Here is a 19,106-nt window from a genome sequence, read left to right on the forward strand (position 1 = left end):
TGAACGCCATGAACGACATCAAGACCGACCACACGAACGCCGCCTGGCATGCCCGGCGCCAGGCCGCCACGCCGCGCGGCGTGGGCGTGATGGGCGACTTCTTCATCGACCGTGCGAAGAACGCCGAGTTCTGGGACATCGAGGGCCGGCGCTTCATCGACTTCGCGGGCGGCATCGCGGTGCTCAACACCGGCCATGTGCACCCCAAGGTGCAGGCGGCGATCGCGGCGCAGCTGCAGCGCTTCACCCACAGCTGCTACCAGGTCGTGCCCTACACCGAGTACGTGGCGCTGGCCGAACGCATCAACGCGATCGTGCCCATCGAAGGCCCGGCCAAGACGGCCTTCTTCTCGACCGGTGCCGAGGCGATCGAGAACGCGATCAAGATCGCGCGCTCGTCCACCGGCCGCAGCGGCGTGATCGCCTTCGGTGCCGCCTTCCACGGCCGCAGCCTGTTCGCGGTGGCGCTGACCGGCAAGGTGCAACCGTACAAGGCCGGCTTCGGTCCGTTCCCGCCCGAGATCTACCACGTGCCGTTCCCCTGCCACTGCAGTTCGCTGGAGGACACGAAGAAGGCGATGGAGCACGTGTTCAAGTGCGACATCGAACCCAGCCGCGTGGCGGCGATCGTGTTCGAGCCGGTGCAGGGCGAAGGCGGCTTCAACCCGATCCAGCAAGAAGCCGTGCTGTGGCTGCGCCAGCTGTGCGACCAGCACGGCATCCTGCTGATCGCCGACGAGGTGCAGACCGGGTTTGCGCGCACCGGCAAGATGTTCGCGATGGAGCACTACGGTGCCAAACCCGACCTGATCACCATGGCCAAGAGCATGGCCGGCGGCACCACGCTGTCGGCTGTGAGTGGCAAGGCCGCGATCATGGACGGACCCGCCCCCGGCGGTCTGGGCGGCACCTACGCGGGCAACCCGCTGGCCATCGCGGCGTCGCACGCGGTGCTGGACGTGATGCAGGAAGAAAAGCTGCCCGAGCGCGCGCAGGTCCTGGGCGACCGGCTGGTCGCGCACCTCAAGGCGCACCAGGCGAAACAGCCGCGCATCGCCGACGTGCGCGGCCTGGGCGCCATGGTGGCGGCCGAGTTTGTCGATGCGGGCGGCGCGCCCGACGCCGACCTGACCAAGCGCATCCAGGCCGCGGCCCTCAAGCGCGGCCTGCTGCTGCTGACCTGCGGCGTGTACGGCAACGTGATCCGTTTCCTGTTCCCGCTGACGATTGAAGACAGCGTGTTCGCCGAGGCGCTGGGCGTGCTCGACGCCGCACTGGCCGACGCCCTGGCCTGAGCCTTTCCTTCTTCCAGCCGGGCTTGCCCGGCTTTTTGTTGCCTGGAACCCGCATGGACCAGCCCAGCCTCGAACAACGCACCGCCACCCTGCGCGAGCAGGGCATCCACACGGTGATGGCCACCTTCACCGATCTGCACGGCGTGCCCAAGGGCAAGCTGGTGCCGCTGGAGGGCCTGCCCGATGCGGTGGCGGTGGGCGCCGGCTTCGCGGGACCAAGCATCTGGGGCACGGGCCTGCCGCGCATGGGCGCGCGCAGCGAGTACTTCGGCCGTGTGGTGCCCGAGAGCCTGCGGCCGCTGCCGTGGTTGCCCGGCGTGGCGCACGCGGTCTGCGACGGTTTTGCGGGCGGCGAGCCGCTGGCCACCTGCTCGCGTCAGATGCTCAAGCGCCAGCTGGCGCGGCTGGCCGAACGCGGCTGGACCTTTCATGTGGGCATCGAGCCCGAGTTCTTCCTGCTGCGCCGCGACGAGCGCGGCCGATGGGTTGTGGCCGATAGCGATGACCGGCTGGGCAAACCGTCCTACGACCTCAAGGCCATCGTGCGCAACCACGGCTTTCTGGACGACATGCGCCGCCACCTCACGGCCCTCGGCTTTGCGCTGCAACAGATGGACCACGAGGACGCGACCGGCCAGTACGAGATCAACTACCGTTTCGACGAGGCGCTGGCCGCGGCCGACCGCTACCAGCTGTTCAAGCTCACCGCGCACGCGGTGGCGCAGCAGCACGGACAGGTGTTCTCTTGCATGCCCAAGCCGCTGGCCGGCGCGCCGGGCAGTGGCCTGCATTTCCACCTCAGCCTGACCGACGCGGCAGGTCGGCCCGTGATGGCCGACGCCGACGGGCCGATGGGCCTGAGTGCCGCCGGCCTGCAGTTCGCGGCCGGGCTGCTGGAACACGGCGACGCGCTGGCGGCGCTGTGCGCGCCCACGGTCAACAGCTACAAGCGGCTGGCGGTGAGCGAGAGCGCGTCCGGTACCACCTGGTCGCCGGTGTGGAAGGCCGCGGGCGACAACAACCGCACCTGCCTCGTGCGCACGGTGGCCGGCCGCATCGAGTGGCGCCTGCCCGACCCCTCGTGCAATGTGTACGCCGCGCTGGCGGCCACGCTGGCCGCGGGGCTGGACGGCATCGACCGCGAGCTGCCCGCACCCGAGGCCATCGACTCCGATCTGTACCAGCGCCACGCGGCCGGCGAGACACTGCCGCCGCGCCTGCCGCGCGACCTGCACGAGGCCCTGGCCGCGCTGCGCGCCGACGCTATCCTGCGCGACGACCTGGGCGAGGCTTTCTGCGAGCAGTTTCTGGCGCTCAAGCGCGCTGAGTGGGACGCGTACGCGCAGCAGGTCAGCGACTGGGAGCTAGCGCGGTACGCGGACGGGTTTTAGTCGAGGCTTCGAAGGTGTGCAAATGCCATGGGTTGGTGTGTCACTACCCAGCTTCGGAACTACCATCTGGCGATGGACACATTGACTCGCTCGGAAGTGGAGCTAGTGAAACGGAACGCTTACCGTGGCAAAGCCGATGCGCAATGGATGCTGGGCTATTGGTACGAAGCTGGCGTTGCCGATGTCTCTGGTTCGGTGCTACTTGCTGCCAACGCCAAGAAGGCGCTTCATTGGCACCTTGCAGCTGCGGAGCAGGGGCACACGAGCGCGCAGGCTGCAGCGAGCCGATTGCTGAGCGGAGCAGACGGCATTGCGCCTAAGTTTGATCAGGCGCTTGCCTGGGGAAAGCGGGCGACAGCCCAGGGTGATTCATCGGCGGCGTTCAACCTCGGAACCATGTACCGGGACCTGGGCAACCTTGGACGGGCTTTTCTTTGGTATCAGCGTGCCGCGAGGATGGGGGCCAGCGACGCCTGGTTGCAGCAGGGGTTGTGTTTCCTTTTTGGACTTGGTGTCTCGCGGGATGCGGGTGAAGCCCGGTCCGCGTTCACCCGCGTGGTGGACGCCGATCCGAGTACCACCTTTCCGCGTTCCCGGGAGGATGCTCTGTATTGGTTGGCCATCATGGACCTGCTGGGAGGGCGCCACACGAAGCGTTCATTGGCGCGCATCAGGCAGCGATTGGAAGCAGCGAACATCGACGAAGACCACGAACAGGCCAACGTACTGTTGAACCTGATCGGCAAGACGAGATACCTGTCAAACCGGAAAGTGCGCTCATGAGCGGGTGGAATCCAGGGCGTCGCAACCGGCACGTGGGTACCAAAGCCCATGGCCATGGGCAAGACAACCGAATGAAGATTCCCGAGCAAGGCGGGGACGAGCGGCGGTTTTTCGAGCGACTGGACAACCCGGTGACGTTGACCCGACGCATCGGTGAACGGGACATCCGGTTCGTTGTGGAACCTGCATCGTCAGGTTACTTCTATCCTTGTTCCGTAGATGACGTTTGCCGTGTGCTCGGCGCTATCTCAACGTTTGTGCGCTCTCTGGACTTCGTTGTCTTTCGTCACCCCACGCAGAAGCAGCGCTTGATGCAACCGGTGTGGGGGCGCTTCGTAAGCTGGTACGACTTCAGGCAACAAAATGGGGTTGCGGTGATCATCGAGTCGCAACGCTTGGCCCCCATTCGATGGCCTCTGTCGCTCGGGGTCGAGTCACGCGCTGAACTCGAACGCCTGCGTGAGGACGGGCACCGCGTTGAGCGGACGCGGCGCGGTTATGACATTCACCCTACAGAGGAGACCATGAGGAACACGGTGCTGTATCGCACCTTGCTGCACGAAATCGGTCATCACGTGGATTTCGACAGAAGCGACCTGGCGACTTGGTGGGGCAAGAACAGCCGGGTCAAAGAAGACTATGCCCATCGCTTTGCAGAAATGGCGATGGTTGCTCTTCGCACGGGAGCAAAGGCGCCGTTCCCTCCGATGCTGGACTTCGATGCCATGAGCGTTGAGGGGCTGGATCCTGCTTGGTTCGTACTGCAACCTCCAGTGCGGTAACCGGGCTCAAGGTGGGCAGACACGTGTCACGCGATCATCGCCTCAGGCCATCGCGCGTTCCGGCGCGGCGTGGCTGGGGGCCGCGGGCGCGTCGGTGGTCCGCGAGGTGTGCTGCGCATGCGCCGTCTGGTGCGCCTGCGCCAGGTGCTGCGCTGCGGGCTGGGCCTGCGCTTCGCGCACGCTGAACTCGCTGAGCGGCGCACCTTCCTGCACCATCGCGATCCGCTCGCCGTCCTTGCTTAGGTGAAACGCGCGCACCTCGCCCCGGTGGGCGTGCGCCTGCGCATGGCTCACGGCGGCGGCGCTGACGCGGTCGATGCGCTCGTCGTCCAGTCCTCGGGCGCGCAGGCCCGGCGCCAACTGCTCTGCTGCAAGCGCGTGGTGGCGCTGCTGCTCGGGCGTGAGCGAGGTCTGGCCCGAGCGGGTCGGCGCTGCCTGAGGGTCCTTTGGCCTCAGCTCGGCCGGCAGCTCCGGTGCCTGCAGGCCGCGCTCCTTGTAGACCTCGCGGATCGCGCCCAGGTGGCCGATGTCGCGCCACAACTCGTTGGCCCCCTGCTGCACGCGCCCGGCCTGGCGCTGCTGCGCCAGCGCCTTGGGCCAGCCCTGGTCGACGTTGTTGTGCGAGTCCTTGTTCGATTGCAGCGCCTCCAGCGTGCGGCGACCCTGCGCCACCTCGCCCACGTACTGCCGGTGCTTCTCGGCCATCTGTGCGTTGCTCAGCGTGCGGTAGTTCTCCAGCGGCTCGTGGGGCAGGGCGCGCGGGTACTTCTCGTGCACCGCGTCGCTGTAGGCCCCACGCACGGCATCGGCGGGCTTCTTGCCGGCGTCGATGTGGCGGGCCAGGGCCTCGTTGACATCGTCCTTGTCCACCTTGGGAAAGCGTGCGTGCATCTGCTCCCAGGCCTTGTCGATGCCGGCGCGGCCTTCGAAGTACCGGCCGTTGCGCTCGGCCTCTTGGCCGAAGGCGGCGCTGGCCGCGTCCAGCCGGTTCTGCAGGCGCGCGCGCTCGGCCGGGGCGGTGGTGTGAGAAAGATCTTCCCTCAGGCCCTTGACTTGGCGCAGCAGACGGCCTTCGCGGGACACGTAGTCATAGCCCAGCTGGCCCACCTCGCGCCCCAGCGTCCTGCTCCACTGCTGCAGGCGCGAGTCCTCGTAGAGCTTCTCGGCGCCATAGGCCGCGGCGCCGCCGGTGGCCAGACCACCGACCACCGGTCCGACCGGCCCGGTGACGGGGCTGGTGAGCGTGCCGGCGGCCGCGCCGGGGATGGCACCCACGGTGGCGGCGCCACCGGTGACGACGGTCCGGGCGGTCTGGTTGGCGGCCTCTTCGCCGCCGCGCACCCACTGCTCGCGGTTGGAGCGCGCGGTGTCGATGGCCGCGTCGACCTGGTTCTTGGCGTCGTAGGCCCCGTAGGCGGTGCCGAGAACACCGGCGGCCTTGACGGTGGGGACGACGGCGTGGGTGCCGCGCAAGCTGCGCACGTCTCGCCGTCCTTGCTCGATGTCGTCAGTCACGCCCAGCGCGGTGCGCTCGTCGAGCAGGCGTTCGGCCGTGGGCGGTGACACCTTGTCGTTGGGCACCCGCTGCGGAAGGGTGCGGTGCCACACTTGTTGCGTGTCGTAGCCTGTGTTCAGGGACCTCAACCGTTCAGGGGTCAGGCGCGCTTCGCGGGCGGCTTCCAGCGCCTGGCCGGGTGGGGCGTGGGGCGCCGTGCGCGAGTCGAAATGCAGCCGGCCTTCGCGGTCGTAGATCTGGATCGGCACGCCGGTCTGTTTGGCGACGTCGTCGAGGGTGGAGGGGAGTTTGTCGTAGACCGCCGAGCGCACTTCCGCGGGAACATGCCGACCGTGACCAAACTTGTCGAGATCTCGACTGAATCGGTTGTCCACACCCAGCTCGCTTTCCAGCCGGTGCGTGGCGATGGCACGGACCTCCACGTCGTAGCCCTGCGCCTTCAGTTCCTTGATCAGGTCGGCGCTCGGCATGGTCGTGTCCAGGATGATGTTCTTGCGCTGGGCCACAGCGGCTTCTCGCAGCTCTTTAGCCCACTGGCTGGCGTCGCCATGGGTGTGGCCAGACCAGGTGTAGGGGTGTTGGCGGCGCAGCTGTTCGGCTTGGGGATGCTTGTCACGCAACTGGTCGGGGTCTACGGTCACGACGTTGCCGTTCAGCTCCGCTTCCACAAGGCCAACGACTTTGCTTTTCCCTGCGCCCGGTTGTCCTGCCGTGATGATGGCGCGGGGCCGATCGACAGATGTGGCGTGGAGGAAAAGATCAGAGTCGCGTAGGATTCTGTCTTCAAGTATCTTTTGGTGAAGCGCTGGGTCGATCTTGGGATATTCACGTGCCATGGTGGTGATCCCTCGACTCAGTCTTGGTCCACTCGAAAGAAATCCGACAGCTCAGCAAAGCCTTGACGAAGTCGGCGACCACGGCAGCCGCTCAACAACATCTCCTTCTCCCTCGCTTTGGCAATCAAAACGGCATCGCCTGTGGCTTCTGCCGCTTGGAGGTCGGCGGTGGCTTTGATCAGGTAGTGGCTCAGGCCACCTTCGAGAGTGCCAATCGCCATCTCGAACTGATCGGTCCGCTGTTCCCTGCTCATGCCGGGACGAAGCCCGAGGTCTGAAATGGCATCCTGAAGGTGGGCAATCAGCTCCGGATAGTCCTTCAGCGCCTCCTGCAGCACCTTGGGCACAGGCGGGTGTTCGGTGAACGTGTTGGTGGTCATGGCGGCTTCCCTGAAAGCGGTTGTTGTGAACGACAGGTCGGGATGTTCCCACACCCCGGCGCCGCCCGGACCAACCGCCTGCGGTCTGTCTATAGCCACCGCCCTGGCGCAGCGCAGCCCGGCTCAGGTCCTGTAAGACGGGACGCTGCGGTCCAGTTTGCGCAGCAGCGCCGGCCACGCGAGCATCGCGCCCTGGCCCGCGGTCGCGATCTTCATCACCTCGGCCATGCCGGCGAGGATGCGCGGGTCCACCTGGGTGAGTTCGCCGCCACCAGCCTGGGCATCGATCTGGATGCGGCAGGTGTTCTCGAAGGTGTACATCGAGAGGAAGGCGTCGGGGATCGAGGTGCCGACGGTCAGCAGGCCGTGGTTGCGCAGCACCAGGAAGTTGGCCTTGCCCAGGTCGGCCTGCAGGCGCGGCTTCTCGTCGGGGCGGAAGGCCACGCCTTCGTAGTCGTGGTACGCCAGCGAGGCCAGCACGAAGGTGCTTTGCTGGCTGATCGGCAGGATGCCCGCCTTCTGCGCACTCACTGCCACGCCCGCGCGGGTGTGGGTGTGCAGCACGCACTGCACCTCGGGCCGCGCCTCGTGCACCGCGCTGTGGATGACGAAGCCGGCCGGGTTGACCGGGAAGGGCGAGTCCAGCAGCTTGTTGCACTGCATGTCGACCTTGACCAGGCTGGAGGCCGTGATCTCGTCGAACATCAGGCCGTAGGGGTTGATGAGGAAGTGGTGTTCGCCGCCGGTGATGCTGTCGGGCAGCTTGGCGCTGATGTGGGTGAACACCAGGTCGGACCAGCCGTAGGCGGCCACCAGGCGGTAGCAGGCGGCGAGGTCGCAGCGCAGCTGCCATTCCTCGGCGCTGACCGAGTCCTTGAGCGAAGTGATGTTGAGCATGCCGTGTCTCCTGCGCCGCGTCGGGGAGCGCGGCTGTGCGCAACATGGTCGCGCGGACACGGCATGCGGGCTGTCGCAGGTCCGACAGCCGCAGGGCTCACTTTTTCATGGAACACGTGTTGAAGCCCAGCAGCGCGTAGGGCGGGCACCAGCCCATCAGGCCAGTCAGCAGAGGCACGACGCCAACGTAGCCCCAGGCGCCGATGGTGCCGGTGGCAGCGGCTGCGATGAGGGCGAGGCCGACGACGATGCGGAGGGTGCGGTCAACGCCGCCAACGTTCTTGGTCATGTGAGTGCTCCAGTGAAGGGAAGGGTTGGGGGCTCACCGCAGGCCAGCGACCGTGCGGGGATGCGGGTGCATTGGACCGGTTGGAGCCCCAACTGTCTGTGACTGTGGTCACATGGCGGGTTCGCGCTGTCGGTGGGCGCCCATGCCGAACCCGGCCTACCTTGAATGGGGGATGGACAGCTGTTCCTATATCCAGATGATGCCGGGCATTCGTCCGTGTTTTTCCAGGTGACCCTTGTTCAAAACTGTCTTGTCTTCGTCTTCTGTTCGCTGGCGGCTCCCCGCCTCACTGCTCTTCGCCATCCTGGGTCTGTCCGCTTGCGCGCCCACCGTGCCGCGTTTTGGCAACTTCGGCGGGCCGATGGCCCCCGTCAGTCAACCGAATCCGGTGAGCGATGACGAATGCGCCGTCGCTCAGCCGCAAGGCATCTGCTGGACCCCGGTGCAAGCGCGCTTTCACCCCAGCGGCGATCAGATGGTGGTCAACCTGTGCAGCAACCGGCGTGGTGCCATCTACTACTGCCGGCTGGTCGAATACCGACTGGCCGATCAGCGCTGGCGGCTGTTGCCGGGGCAGGAAGAGGGCAAGAGCTACCAGTACCCCAGCTATTCGCATGATGGCAAGACGCTGGTGTTCGGTGTGGCCACCTGTGAGCAACCGGACTGCAGGGAAAACACCGGCTACGGGCAGCTGGCGACCATGGAGGTAAAGGCGGCGGCGGGCGCTGACACCGCGTACGGCCCCGTCAAGCTGTTGCCCGTCAACGGTGTGAGCCGCCCCAACTTCAGCCCGGACAACCAGGAAATCCTCTACTGGCGCAGCCACCACCAGGCCCGTCTGGCCAGCGGGCGCAGCATCGGCAGCATTTCGGTGTTTGGCTACCGGCCTTCGACCGATGAAGAGCGCCACCTGGTGCCAGGGCTGCACACCGAGACGGCCAAGGTGCATTTCATCAACGCGCTTTCGGGGCCCCGCTACTCGCTGGATGGGCGGGTGATCCGGTTCATGGCGCAGGACGATGGTTTTTGGGCCAAGGACCTGCAGGCGGTGAGCGCAGGTGTCGTGGACGTGGAGTACGACGTGAAGACGGGACGCGCCGCAGATAGGGAGTTTTTTGGCGTGACCGAAGGGCTTGGCCGGGTGTACACCGAGCACCCGACGCAGGGCATTTTGGCCGGCGCCGGCAACCTGCGGCTGGTGGACCCGCAACCACCGCATCCCACGCGCGTGGTGTTCTTTTCGCCGAAACCGTCCCAGGTGTCTGACGCCGACATTGATCGCGCAGGCCTGTGGGCCGTGGCGCTCTCCGGGGTGCAGGCCACGTTTCCTCGGGGACCGGTGAATGGTCTGAAACGAGACCACTGGCTTTGGGCTGATGAACATCGAGGGGCAGACAAAAGAGAAAGGACCGCCCCGGTTTTTTCGCTGGTGCGCATCAAGACCCGTGAGGTGCAGGCCGTGCAGTGGCCCAACGTGGAAAGCCTGAGGCCATAGACCGGGGCCACTGAGAAGAACAAGCAGGAGGAGGAAACACCATGAGCGAGACCACTCGCCCCACCGCCCCAGGCCCCGGCGGTTTTGTGCCCCGTTTTGGCATGTACGCCGGCCCCAACTACGCCGGGGGCAGGGCATTGCGGCCGGGGGAGACGCCCAGCGCAATGGACTGGCAGGTGCCCCCCATTGGTTTCCTGGACGACGTGACCCGCAACCACGACATCAACTACACCTACATCGAGAAGGTCTACACCGGCGACGACGCGGCCAGCCGGGCCGCGCGGAACCAGGCCCTGTGGCAGGCCGACAAGGAAATGCTGGGCAACATGCTGCGCTATCAGCCCGCCAACTGGCTGGAGGCCCAGTACCGCGACGCGGCGATCAAGGCCTTCGTGGCCAAAGCCGACACGTCGTACCGCCCGCACGTGGACGTGGTCCGCGACTGGAACCGCGACCTGGCCGACATCGACCCCCGATTCCCCAGCCTGTCGGCCAGCGAATCGGGACGCGCCCAATGGCGGGTGTTCGGGCTGGTGCATTCAGGGGCGACCTACACCAGCACAGGCATGGAGGCGCTGTCGACCAGTGGGGTCAACGCCCAAGTGGCGATGCTGTTCAACACCCACCTGCGTCCGGGCCACATCGACCCCCTCAAGCCCGCCCCAAGAGACCATGCCTACCCCGAAACCGCCCGGGACGATTCGCGCCGGATTCTGGTGCCGACGCGCGACACCAAAAATCCCAATGTGTTTGTTTCAGAGGGCCACATTGACGGAAAGCGCGTGAGGGTGTGGTACGACCAAGAAGGCCTCAAGCTGGTTCGCACCGTTTATAGCGGTGATCAGATTGAGTCGGAAACCACTTACCAAGGCCACCCGGTCACGGATGAGCAAGGCAAAAGATATGGGTATGCCGACTACGAAGTGTCACGGCAGAACCATGTCAATGGCAAACCCCATGGCGATCCCGTCAAGCTGCCTTCCATCCGGGCGCCCGAGACACCGCCGCTGCAAGAAAGCGAGCACACCCGCGCCATCAAGCCGAACGTCGAACAAGGCCAAAACGCCAGGTTCCCTCAGAAGCCGACGGCAGAAGACCGCGCCTGGCACAGTGGCGAACGCGCCGGCACGTCGCCAGCGGCGCCCAAGCCCGGCGCAGCCGCATCCGATGAGCACCCCGCCGGCGCCGCCCATCCCACGTCTCGGCAAGCTTCCCAGGCCCAGCAGTTCAAAGACCAGCTTGGCCCCAGGCTGGCCCAGCTGGGCATGAGCGAACAGCAAATCAACATCCTGGCCGCTGCTGCCGTCAAGGAACAAACCCGGTTTGCTGGGCAGGGCGACGCCCAGGGCTACTACCTCAGCAAGGATGGCGGCACGATTGCCTTGCGTCAGGCCCACCCGCCGCTGCGGGAGTTCGCCGTCGGGCCCGCGTTGGGACGGAGCGAACAGGGGCACTGGGCCGACGTGCAGGCCTTGGAAGTGGCGAGCCAGGTGGAGGCCAGGTCGCCGGAGCAAGCACCCCAGCCGGCGTTGCAGGTGGCCATGCCCAACGCCGCGGTATCAAGCCCTGCCCGCGTTTGAAGGAATCCGGCGCTGCACCGCGCACGAGCGGAGCAGGTGCTCAGCCGCCCTGGCCGGCGGCCAGCGCGCGCAGGCCGGCGCTGTCCTTGATCGCGATGCTTTCGCGCGAGAGCTCGACCAGGCCGTCGCGCTCGAAGCGGTGCAGCAGGCGCGTGACGATCTCGCGCACCGTGCCCAGCTCGTCGGCCAGGGCCTGGTGGGTGGTCTTGAGCGTCTGGCCGTGGCCAAGCAGGGCGGCGGCCAGGCGGCTGTCCAGGCGCTGGAAGGCGATGGCCTCTATCAGGCCTGTGAGGTCGGCCATGCGCGCCGCGAACAGGCCCAGCACGTATTCGCGGAAGCCGGTGTCGGCCAGCGCGGCCTGGAAGTCCGGCGGCGGCAGCAGGCACAGCGTGGTTTCGCTGGTGGCGACGCCGCGCGCGGTCAGCGGCTGGTGGGCGAACAGGCCAGCCGAGGACACCAGGCACATCTCGCCGGGCGCGACGCGGTAGAGCTCCAGCTCGCGCCCGTTGGCCGCGCTGCGCGAGACTTTCACCTCGCCGGACAGCACCAGCGGAAAGCCTTGGCAGGGGTCGTTCTCGCGGAACAGCCGGGTGCCGGCGGGCACGGTCATCGGAGAGAGTCTGGCCACGACCGCCGGCAGCCCCGCCAGCGCCGGGTACAGCGTCAGCAGGTCGGGCGGGGTCGTCTCAGACATGCGGCGCATTGTAGGGGCGGGGACTTGTCCAGGGGGTGAAGATGCGAACGCGCAGCCAAAGTTCGTTCAATTTTTTTGAATTCAGGCTTCAAGCGCTTTTGACCTGAGCGGCGCGGCCCATCCCTACACTGCCGCCATGGTTACCACCTCCGTCACCCCCTATCACCCGCTCGCCCGGACCCTGCACTGGGTGCTGGCCCTGCTCATCGTGGGCAACTTCGCGCTGGGCATTTACATGGCCGATCTGCCGTTCTCTCCCGCCCGCCTGCAGTACTACAGCTGGCACAAGTGGGCGGGCGTGCTGGTGCTTGCCTTCTCGGTGGTCCGCCTGCTGACTCGCCTCCTGAAAACGCCGCCGCCGCTGCCCACGGCCATCGAAGCGGCCATGCCCGGCTGGCAGAAGCTGGCTCACCACGCCACCCACATCGCTCTGTATGTGCTGTTCTTCGCCGTGCCGCTGTCGGGTTGGGCCTTCAGTTCGGCCGCCGGTTTCCCGGTGGTGCTATTCGGCGTGCTGCCGCTGCCCGACTTCGTGCCGGTGAGCGAGGGCCTGGCCGACGTGCTCAAGGAAGCCCACGAGATTGCGGCTCTGTCCATGGCGGGCCTGGTGCTGCTGCACGTGGCCGGGGCGCTCAAACACCATTTCATCGACCGCGACGGCCTCATGCAGCGCATGGGCCTGGGCCGCTGACCTTTCAAGGAACCTTCTCATGAACACCCGTCTTCTTTCCCTGGCGCTGGTCGCCGCAAGCTTCTCGCCGCTGGCCGCCCAGGCGCAGCAGGCCATCGTGCCCACCCAGAGCGAGGTGGCGTTCACCAGCCGCCAGATGGGCGTGCCGGTGGACGGCAAGTTCAAGAGCTTCAGCGCCCAGGTGGCGTTCGATCCGGCCAAGCTGGCCACCAGCAGCATCGCCTTCACTGTGGATACCGGCAGCGCCGACATCAGCCGCGAGGCCAACGCCGAACTGCCCAAGGCCACCTGGTTCAACGTGGCCCAGTTCCCCAAGGCCACCTTCCAGTCCAGCGCCATCAAGCGCATCGACGCCACGAAGTACGAGGTCGCCGGCAAGCTGAGCATCAAGGGCGTGAGCAGCGACGTGGTCGTGCCGGTCACGCTGGCGCAGAACGGCGCCACCACCGTGGCCAGTGGCGCCTTCCCGATCAAGCGCCTGACCTTCCGCATCGGCGAGAAGGAGTGGGCCGACACCTCGATGGTCGCCGACGAGGTGCAGGTGAAGTTCAAGATCGCCCTGACCGGCGTACCCAAGCTCTGATTTCGCGTTTCCCTTTCCAACCTCAATCCAGGAGTTCAACCATGCGCAAGTCCCTCTCCCTGCTGGCCGCCGCGGCCGTGCTCTCGACCGCCGGCATCGCCCAGGCCGCCGATTACGCGATCGACCCGACCCACACCTTCGCCACCTTCGAGATCGGCCACTTCGGCACCACGACCAACCGCGCCCGCTTCGACAAGAAGGAAGGCAAGGTCAGCTTCGACAAGGCCGCCAAGACCGGCAGCGTGGACATCAGCATCGACATCGCCTCGGTGAACTCCGGCACCGCCATGTTCGACAAGCACCTGGCCAGCGCCGAGATCCTGAACGCCGAGAAGTTTCCCAAGGCCCAGTTCGTCTCCAGCAAGTTCGTCTTCAGCGGCGACAAGGTCTCGGCCGTGGAAGGTAACCTGACCATCGCCGGCAAGACCCAGCCCGTCACGCTCAAGGCCACGCAGTTCAACTGCTACGACAGCCCCATGCTCAAGCGCGAAGTCTGCGGCGGCGACTTCGAAGCCACCATCGACCGCACCGCCTTCGGCGTGAACTACGGCATCGACTGGGGCTTCCCGAAGAACGTGCGCCTGGTGCTGCAGGTCGAGGCCGTGAAGCAGTAATCCCTGCGCCACCGTTCCTGAACAAAGGCCCGCTGCTGCGGGCCTTTTGTTTTGCGGGCTGCGGTACAAACGGGCGATGAACACCGGGACCACGAACACCATTCACTGGGACGCACGCAGCGTGCCGGTGCCCGGGCTGGGCGATCTGTTCAGCGAGGCCTGCGGGCCGGCCGACGGGCCGCCGGTGCTGCTGGTGATGGGGGCGATGAACCCGGCGCATTTCTGGGCGCCGGGCTTTGTGGCCGCGCTGGTGCAGGCCGGGTGCCGGGTGCTGCGCTACGACCACCGCGACACCGGCCGGTCCTTCGTCCATCCCCTGCATGCGCCGCCGTATGCGCTGGACGCCCTGGTGGCCGATGCGCTGCGTGTGCTTGATGCCTGGGGTCTGGCGCGGGCGGCGGTGGTGGGCTGGTCCATGGGCGGCTACATCGCGCAGCACCTGGCGCACGAGCACCCGCAGCGCGTGAGCCGCCTGGTGCTGTTGGGCAGCTCGCCCGACCACCGGCCCTACATGGCGGCCACACTGGGCCGGCTGGTGCCTACCGACGGGCTGCCCGGGCCGGCGCCGGGATTCCTGCAGGCCTTGCTGGACACCTCGGTGCGCGCCCGTGGCCTGCCGGCGGACGAGGTGGCGGTGCAGGGCTGGTCGGTGTTTCACGGCGGCTCGCACCCGTTTCCGGCCGCCACCGTGCGCGAGCAGGCGCGCGCCGCGATGGCGGCAGGGCACCAGCCGTTGGCGGCGATGCAGCACGCCTTGGCGGTGGACCGCGCGGCGCCGCGCACCGGCTGGCTGCCGCAGCTGCGGGTGCCCACCCTGGTGCTGCACGGCGCCCAGGACCCCTGCCTGCCGTTGGCGCACGGTCAGGCGCTGGCCCGGCTGATTCCCGGCGCCCGACTGACTGTGCTGGACATGGGGCACCTGCTGCCCGACGCGCTGGCGGCGCCGGCGGGTGCCCAGGTGGCCGACTTCATCCGCGCGGAAGCGGCTGCGTAGCCTGCTCCAGCCGCTGCAGAAAATGCAGCGCGTGTTCGCGGGTGTCGCCGCACATCTCGGCGCCGGGCTGCAGTGAGCCACAGACCGCCGGCCGCTCGGGCCGGCCGAACAGGCGGCAGCGCAGGGCCTCGTCGAGGTGGGGGCAGGGCACGCCCGCGGGTTTGCCGTCCGGCAGGCCCGGCATCGGGCTGCTGATCGAGGGGGCGATGCAACACGCCGCACAAGCGGCGCGGCAGGGCGGCGGGGAGCTCAAAGCCATGGCACCATTGTCGCCTTTCGGGCGGCGGGGGTCCCCGGTTTCAAGGTCTGCATGTCGTCCCAACGGTTCTTTTCGAAATGGTTGCTGTCAGCGCCTGAGCTGCTGACCGCGCGTCTGACGCGCTGGCGTTTCTGGCTTCGTCTGGGCGTGGGCTTGCTGCTGCTCGGGCTGGTGGCCGAGGCGGTGCTGCGGGTGCTCAGCGGCTTCAGCTACGGCGCGGTGATGGCCGCCGCCAAGGACACCCCGGCCTGGGACCTGGTGGCCGCGGTGGCGGCCACGGCCCTGAGCTTCCTGGCGCTCACCCTCTACGACCGCTCGGCCCTGCAGTACGCGGGTGCGCGATTGCCCTACCGCGTGGTGGCGCAGACCTCGTTCATCGCCTATGCGCTGTCCAACACGGTGGGGCTGGGCGTGTTCACCGGGGGCGCGGTGCGGCTGCGGCTGTACGGCGCGGCGGGGCTGGAGGCCGGGCAGATTTCGCGTGCCATCGCCTTCAACGCGCTGGGCTTCACGGTCGGCGTCGCGGTGGTCGGTGCGGCGGCGCTGGTCTGGGGCGCCGAGTCGGTGGCCTCGCTGCTGCGCGCGCCGCCGGAGCTGCTGCGCGCCGCCGGTGTGGCGGCGCTGGTGGTGACGGCGGCGGCGCTGGGCGCCTGCCGTCGCGGCGGCCGATGGTCGGTGGCGGGCTGGACCTTTTACCTGCCCAGCGCCTCGCTGGCCGGCCAGCAACTGCTGATTTCCGCGCTGGACGTGGTGGCGGCTGCGGCGGTGCTGTGGGTGCTGCTGCCGGCCGGTGCGGTTGGTTTTCCGGCCTTCGTGGGTTTCTATTCGCTGGCCATCGCCGTGGGCGTGATCAGCCATGTGCCCGGCGGCCTCGGGGTGTTCGAAGCGGTGCTGCTGCTGGCGCTGGGCCAGCAGGTGCCGGCGGACCGGCTGGTGGGTGCGCTGGTGCTGTACCGGGTGATCTACCACCTGTTGCCCCTGGCCCTGGCGCTGCTGCTGCTGGTGGGCTCGTCGTGGCGGCGCAGGGTGTCGACGCCGCTGGTGCGGGCCGCGTCGGCGCTCGCGCCCCTGCTGCTCTCGGCCTTCACCTTTGTCAGCGGGGTGGTGCTGCTGGTCTCGGGCGCCACGCCCGCGACCGAAGACGCCACCGCGCACCTGCGCCAGTTCATGCCGCTGCCCGCGGTGGAGGCGGCGCACTTCCTTGCCAGCGTGATCGGGCTGGCGCTGTTGTTCGTGGCGCGCGGCATGCTGCTGCGGCTGGACGTGGCCTGGTGGGCCGGGCTGGTGCTGGCGCTGGCCAGCCTGGTGCTGTGCCTGCCCAAGGGCATCGCGGTGTCCGAGGCGGTGCTGCTGGGTCTGCTGGCGCTGTCGCTGGCTTTGTCGCACCGGCACTTCAACCGGCGCGCGGCCCTGCTGTCGCTGGCCTTCTCGCGCGGCTGGCTGGCGGCGGTGCTGGCCGTGGTGGCGGCGGTGGCGGCGCTGCTGGTGTTCGTCTACCAGGACACCGCCTATGTGGACCGGGTCTGGTGGCGTTTCGAGTTCGATGGCCACGCGCCGCGCTCGCTGCGCGCCATGGTGGCCGTGGCCTTGCTGACGCTGTGCGTGGCGCTGGCGCATCTGCTGCACCGCGCGCCGCCGGCGCTGCCGCGGCCCGACGCGGCGCAGCTGGCCCGGGCGCAGGCGGTGGTGATGGCGCAGGAGAGTGCCGGTGCGGGCCTGGCGCTGATGGGCGACAAGTGCCTGATGTTCTCGGAGTCTGGCCGTGCGTTCCTGATGTTTGCGCGCAAGGGCCGTTCCTGGGTGGCGCTGTACGACCCGGTGGGGCCGCGCGAGGAGTGGCCGGAGCTGGTGTGGCGCTTCGTCGAGCTGGCGGGCGAGTCCGGCGGGCGCGCGGCGTTCTACCAGGTGCGGCCACAGGCCTTGCCGGTGTACCTTGACGCCGGCCTGCGGGTCTACAAGCTGGGCGAGTGCGCGGCGGTGGAGCTGGCCGGCTTCAGCCTGGAAGGCAAGCGCCGAGCCAACCTGCGCCACGGTGTGGCGCGGGCCCAGCGCGACGGGCTGAGCTTCGAGTGGCTGCCCGCAGGCACGTCCGAGCCGGTGTTCGAGGCGCTGCAGGCGGTGTCGGACGACTGGCTGGGCCGCCAGGACACGGCGGAAAAGGCGTTCTCGCTCGGCGCCTTCAGCCGTGAGTACGTGATGCGCCAGCCGGTGGCGCTGGTGCGGCACGAAGGACGCATCGTCGCCTTCGCCACCATGCTGGTCACCGACCAGCCCGCCGAGGCCGCGGTGGACCTGATGCGCCAGCGCGGCGACGCCCCCAAGACCACCATGGACTTCCTGTTCACGCAGATCATCCTGCACCTGCGCGAGCAGGGCGTGGCGCGATTCAACCTGGGCATGGTGCCGCTCTCGGGCATGGCCAGCCACCGGCTGGCGCCGCGCTGGCAGCGCCTGGGACGGCTGCTGTTCAACCACGGCGAGAACTTCTACAACTTCCAGGGCCTGCGCTCGTTCAAGGAAAAATTCGACCCCGTCTGGGAACCCCGCTACCTGGCGGCGCCGGGCGGTCTGTCTCCCTTGCTGGTGCTGTCGGACACCGCCGCGCTGATCGCGGGCGGCTGGCGGCGCGTGATCACCAAATGAAAACCCTGCTTCTCTCGCTCATGCTCGGCGCGGCCCTCGTGCCCGCAGCTGCCCAGGAAACCGTCTCGCACGGCCGCTTCAAGGACGTGCGGCTCTACCGCCCCAAGGGCGAGGTCAAGACCGTGGCCCTGCTGTTCTCGGGCGCCAACGGCTGGGGTGCGGGCGGCCCCGGGGCGGCGGCCCAGGTGTTGCTGGACACCGGGGCGGTGGTGGCGGCCATCGACACGCCCTCGCTGCTGGCCAACTTCAACCAGGACGGCGGGACCTGCGTGGTGCCCGAGGGCGACGTGGAAAACCTCTCGCGCTTCCTGCAGGGCTATGCCCGGCTGCCGGCCTATTTCCCGCCGCTGGCCGTGGGCGTGGGCTCCGGCGGCGCGCTGGCCTACGCCATGGCGGCGCAGGCGCCGGAGGGCACCTTCTCTGGTGCGGTGTCCATCGGCTTCTGCCCGAGCCTGCCGCTGAGCAAGCCGCTGTGCAAGGGCGAGGGCTCGGTGTTCCGGATCAACAAAGAAAAGTTAGCCCTCACTCTGCTGCCAGACACGGCCATGCGGACCCCCTGGCTCGCGCTGCAGGGCGCGCAGGACCGCAGCTGCCCGGTGGCGGCGACGCAGGCCTTCGTGGCCAAGGTGCCGAGCAGCCACTGGGTGAGCGTGCCAGGCGTGGGGGACGACCTGCTGGGCACGGCGGCGGGTCTGTCGGCCTACGAGGTGTCGTACCGGCGCATGGCGACCGAGGTGTCGACCAGCCGGCTCAGCGCCGAAGCCGGCGCCGAGGTGGGCGACCTGCCGCTGGTGGAGGTGCCGTCCAGCGTGGCCTCGGACACGCTGGCGGTGCTCGTCTCGGGCGATGGCGGCTGGGCCGGGCTGGACAAGCGGGTGGCCGCGGTGATGGCCGCTAGGGGTGTGCCGGTGGTCGGCTGGGACTCGCTGCGCTATTTCTGGACGGCGCGCACGCCGCAAGGTTTTGCCGACGACCTCTCGCGCACCATCCGCGCCTACACCCAGCAGTGGAAGCGCCAGCGGGTGGTGCTGATCGGCTACTCGCAGGGCGCCGACGTGCTGCCCTTTGCCGTCAACCGCCTGCCCGCGGCCGTGAAGGCCATGGTGGTGCAGACCGTGCTGCTCGGGCCGGGCGAGCGCGCGTCCTTCGAGTTCAAGATCACGAACTGGGTGTCGCGTGACGCCAAGGGCACGCCAGTGGTGCCCGAGCTGGCCGGCTTCACACCGGCCAGCGCCACCTGCATCTACGGCACCGACGACCGCGACACCATCTGCCCGAAGCTGCCGCCCGAGCAGATGACCATGGTGCCGCTCAAGGGCGACCACCACTTCGGCGGCAACTACGACGGGCTCGCCGAGCAGATCCTGCAGCGCAGCCGCTGAAG

General features: G+C 68.0%; 18 protein-coding genes. 12 read left to right on the forward strand and 6 right to left on the reverse strand.

Annotation, left to right across the window (positions count from 1 at the left end; translation table 11 throughout):
- Nucleotides 1-8 precede the first annotated feature (8 nt).
- From gabT to ACFOPI_RS01885, 4 genes are all read left to right on the forward strand, one after another.
- The gene (gene gabT / locus ACFOPI_RS01870) at nt 9-1,295 is read left to right on the forward strand and encodes a 4-aminobutyrate--2-oxoglutarate transaminase (RefSeq protein ID WP_382170933.1); all 1,287 of its coding nucleotides are present in this window, start codon (nt 9-11) and stop codon (nt 1,293-1,295) included.
- Between the two features lie 53 nt (nt 1,296-1,348).
- Nucleotides 1,349-2,686 (forward strand): glutamine synthetase family protein, encoded by a 1,338-nt coding sequence (locus ACFOPI_RS01875; protein ID WP_382170172.1) that lies wholly within the window; start codon nt 1,349-1,351, stop codon nt 2,684-2,686.
- 72 nt (nt 2,687-2,758) lie between these two features.
- A complete protein-coding gene (locus ACFOPI_RS01880; protein WP_382170174.1) occupies nt 2,759-3,469 on the forward strand; it encodes a tetratricopeptide repeat protein in 711 nt (236 codons plus the stop codon).
- A gap of 71 nt (nt 3,470-3,540) precedes the next feature.
- Complete coding sequence (locus ACFOPI_RS01885; protein WP_382170176.1) at nt 3,541-4,251, forward strand: ImmA/IrrE family metallo-endopeptidase; 711 nt, start codon at nt 3,541-3,543, stop codon at nt 4,249-4,251.
- Nucleotides 4,252-4,293: 42 nt separating this feature from the next.
- Here ACFOPI_RS01885 and ACFOPI_RS01890 read toward each other — a convergent pair whose 3' ends face one another.
- The 4 genes from ACFOPI_RS01890 to ACFOPI_RS01905 all read right to left on the reverse strand — a co-directional run bounded on the left by ACFOPI_RS01890 (nt 4,294) and on the right by ACFOPI_RS01905 (nt 8,169).
- Nucleotides 4,294-6,603, reverse strand: coding sequence for a zeta toxin family protein (locus tag ACFOPI_RS01890; RefSeq protein ID WP_382170178.1), 2,310 nt, complete (start codon nt 6,601-6,603; stop codon nt 4,294-4,296).
- Nucleotides 6,604-6,620: 17 nt separating this feature from the next.
- Entirely contained in the window at nt 6,621-6,983 is a 363-nt protein-coding gene (locus tag ACFOPI_RS01895) for a hypothetical protein (protein WP_382170180.1), read from the reverse strand.
- 123 nt (nt 6,984-7,106) lie between these two features.
- Complete coding sequence (locus ACFOPI_RS01900) at nt 7,107-7,880, reverse strand: class II aldolase/adducin family protein (protein WP_382170182.1); 774 nt, start codon at nt 7,878-7,880, stop codon at nt 7,107-7,109.
- Between the two features lie 97 nt (nt 7,881-7,977).
- Nucleotides 7,978-8,169 (reverse strand): YgaP family membrane protein, encoded by a 192-nt coding sequence (locus ACFOPI_RS01905; protein ID WP_382170184.1) that lies wholly within the window; start codon nt 8,167-8,169, stop codon nt 7,978-7,980.
- Between the two features lie 388 nt (nt 8,170-8,557).
- Between ACFOPI_RS01905 and ACFOPI_RS01910 the strand changes: the two genes are divergently transcribed.
- The gene (locus ACFOPI_RS01910; RefSeq protein WP_382170186.1) at nt 8,558-9,664 is read left to right on the forward strand and encodes a hypothetical protein; all 1,107 of its coding nucleotides are present in this window, start codon (nt 8,558-8,560) and stop codon (nt 9,662-9,664) included.
- 41 nt (nt 9,665-9,705) lie between these two features.
- On the forward strand, nt 9,706-11,244 hold the full coding sequence (locus ACFOPI_RS01915) for a hypothetical protein (protein WP_382170188.1): 1,539 nt from the start codon (nt 9,706-9,708) through the stop codon (nt 11,242-11,244).
- A gap of 40 nt (nt 11,245-11,284) precedes the next feature.
- Here the strand turns inward: ACFOPI_RS01915 and ACFOPI_RS01920 are convergent, their stop codons facing one another.
- On the reverse strand, nt 11,285-11,938 hold the full coding sequence (locus ACFOPI_RS01920) for a Crp/Fnr family transcriptional regulator (RefSeq protein ID WP_382170190.1): 654 nt from the start codon (nt 11,936-11,938) through the stop codon (nt 11,285-11,287).
- Between the two features lie 136 nt (nt 11,939-12,074).
- Here ACFOPI_RS01920 and ACFOPI_RS01925 point away from each other — a divergent pair, with 136 nt between their 5' ends.
- The 4 genes from ACFOPI_RS01925 to ACFOPI_RS01940 all read left to right on the forward strand — a co-directional run bounded on the left by ACFOPI_RS01925 (nt 12,075) and on the right by ACFOPI_RS01940 (nt 14,820).
- A complete protein-coding gene (locus ACFOPI_RS01925) occupies nt 12,075-12,629 on the forward strand; it encodes a cytochrome b (protein WP_382170192.1) in 555 nt (184 codons plus the stop codon).
- A gap of 19 nt (nt 12,630-12,648) precedes the next feature.
- Nucleotides 12,649-13,212 carry a YceI family protein gene (locus ACFOPI_RS01930; RefSeq protein ID WP_382170194.1) on the forward strand — a complete coding sequence of 188 codons (564 nt, stop codon included), beginning with the start codon at nt 12,649-12,651 and terminating at the stop codon, nt 13,210-13,212.
- A gap of 41 nt (nt 13,213-13,253) precedes the next feature.
- Nucleotides 13,254-13,826 carry a YceI family protein gene (locus ACFOPI_RS01935; protein WP_066262742.1) on the forward strand — a complete coding sequence of 191 codons (573 nt, stop codon included), beginning with the start codon at nt 13,254-13,256 and terminating at the stop codon, nt 13,824-13,826.
- Between the two features lie 76 nt (nt 13,827-13,902).
- On the forward strand, nt 13,903-14,820 hold the full coding sequence (locus tag ACFOPI_RS01940) for an alpha/beta hydrolase (protein WP_382170196.1): 918 nt from the start codon (nt 13,903-13,905) through the stop codon (nt 14,818-14,820).
- On the opposite strand, the gene ACFOPI_RS01945 is transcribed toward ACFOPI_RS01940, so the two are convergent.
- Complete coding sequence (locus tag ACFOPI_RS01945) at nt 14,795-15,079, reverse strand: YkgJ family cysteine cluster protein (RefSeq protein ID WP_382170198.1); 285 nt, start codon at nt 15,077-15,079, stop codon at nt 14,795-14,797. The genes ACFOPI_RS01940 and ACFOPI_RS01945 overlap by 26 nt on opposite strands.
- 81 nt (nt 15,080-15,160) lie before the next feature.
- On the opposite strand from ACFOPI_RS01945, the gene mprF reads away from it, so the two are divergent.
- Nucleotides 15,161-17,722 carry a bifunctional lysylphosphatidylglycerol flippase/synthetase MprF gene (gene mprF, locus ACFOPI_RS01950; RefSeq protein ID WP_382170200.1) on the forward strand — a complete coding sequence of 854 codons (2,562 nt, stop codon included), beginning with the start codon at nt 15,161-15,163 and terminating at the stop codon, nt 17,720-17,722.
- Nucleotides 17,719-19,104, forward strand: a complete 1,386-nt coding sequence (locus tag ACFOPI_RS01955; protein ID WP_382170202.1) for a virulence factor family protein — start codon at nt 17,719-17,721, stop codon at nt 19,102-19,104. The genes mprF and ACFOPI_RS01955 overlap by 4 nt, the downstream gene beginning before the upstream one ends.
- Nucleotides 19,105-19,106: the final 2 nt, after the last annotated feature.

Source organism: Hydrogenophaga luteola (genome assembly GCF_042648585.1).
Lineage (GTDB): Bacteria > Pseudomonadota > Gammaproteobacteria > Burkholderiales > Burkholderiaceae_C > Hydrogenophaga > Hydrogenophaga luteola.

What these genes read in the sequence shown, in the direction of transcription:
- ACFOPI_RS01920 (WP_382170190.1), bottom strand. Translation starts at nt 11,938, where the DNA reads ATGTCTGAGACGACCCCGCCCGACCTGCTGACGCTGTACCCGGCGCTG.
- ACFOPI_RS01895 (WP_382170180.1), bottom strand. Translation starts at nt 6,983, where the DNA reads ATGACCACCAACACGTTCACCGAACACCCGCCTGTGCCCAAGGTGCTG.
- ACFOPI_RS01875 (WP_382170172.1), top strand. Translation starts at nt 1,349, where the DNA reads ATGGACCAGCCCAGCCTCGAACAACGCACCGCCACCCTGCGCGAGCAG.
- gabT (WP_382170933.1), top strand. Translation starts at nt 9, where the DNA reads ATGAACGACATCAAGACCGACCACACGAACGCCGCCTGGCATGCCCGG.
- ACFOPI_RS01930 (WP_382170194.1), top strand. Translation starts at nt 12,649, where the DNA reads ATGAACACCCGTCTTCTTTCCCTGGCGCTGGTCGCCGCAAGCTTCTCG.
- ACFOPI_RS01945 (WP_382170198.1), bottom strand. Translation starts at nt 15,079, where the DNA reads ATGGCTTTGAGCTCCCCGCCGCCCTGCCGCGCCGCTTGTGCGGCGTGT.
- ACFOPI_RS01900 (WP_382170182.1), bottom strand. Translation starts at nt 7,880, where the DNA reads ATGCTCAACATCACTTCGCTCAAGGACTCGGTCAGCGCCGAGGAATGG.
- ACFOPI_RS01935 (WP_066262742.1), top strand. Translation starts at nt 13,254, where the DNA reads ATGCGCAAGTCCCTCTCCCTGCTGGCCGCCGCGGCCGTGCTCTCGACC.
- ACFOPI_RS01915 (WP_382170188.1), top strand. Translation starts at nt 9,706, where the DNA reads ATGAGCGAGACCACTCGCCCCACCGCCCCAGGCCCCGGCGGTTTTGTG.
- ACFOPI_RS01890 (WP_382170178.1), bottom strand. Translation starts at nt 6,603, where the DNA reads ATGGCACGTGAATATCCCAAGATCGACCCAGCGCTTCACCAAAAGATA.
- ACFOPI_RS01925 (WP_382170192.1), top strand. Translation starts at nt 12,075, where the DNA reads ATGGTTACCACCTCCGTCACCCCCTATCACCCGCTCGCCCGGACCCTG.
- ACFOPI_RS01955 (WP_382170202.1), top strand. Translation starts at nt 17,719, where the DNA reads ATGAAAACCCTGCTTCTCTCGCTCATGCTCGGCGCGGCCCTCGTGCCC.
- ACFOPI_RS01940 (WP_382170196.1), top strand. Translation starts at nt 13,903, where the DNA reads ATGAACACCGGGACCACGAACACCATTCACTGGGACGCACGCAGCGTG.
- ACFOPI_RS01880 (WP_382170174.1), top strand. Translation starts at nt 2,759, where the DNA reads ATGGACACATTGACTCGCTCGGAAGTGGAGCTAGTGAAACGGAACGCT.
- ACFOPI_RS01905 (WP_382170184.1), bottom strand. Translation starts at nt 8,169, where the DNA reads ATGACCAAGAACGTTGGCGGCGTTGACCGCACCCTCCGCATCGTCGTC.
- ACFOPI_RS01885 (WP_382170176.1), top strand. Translation starts at nt 3,541, where the DNA reads ATGAAGATTCCCGAGCAAGGCGGGGACGAGCGGCGGTTTTTCGAGCGA.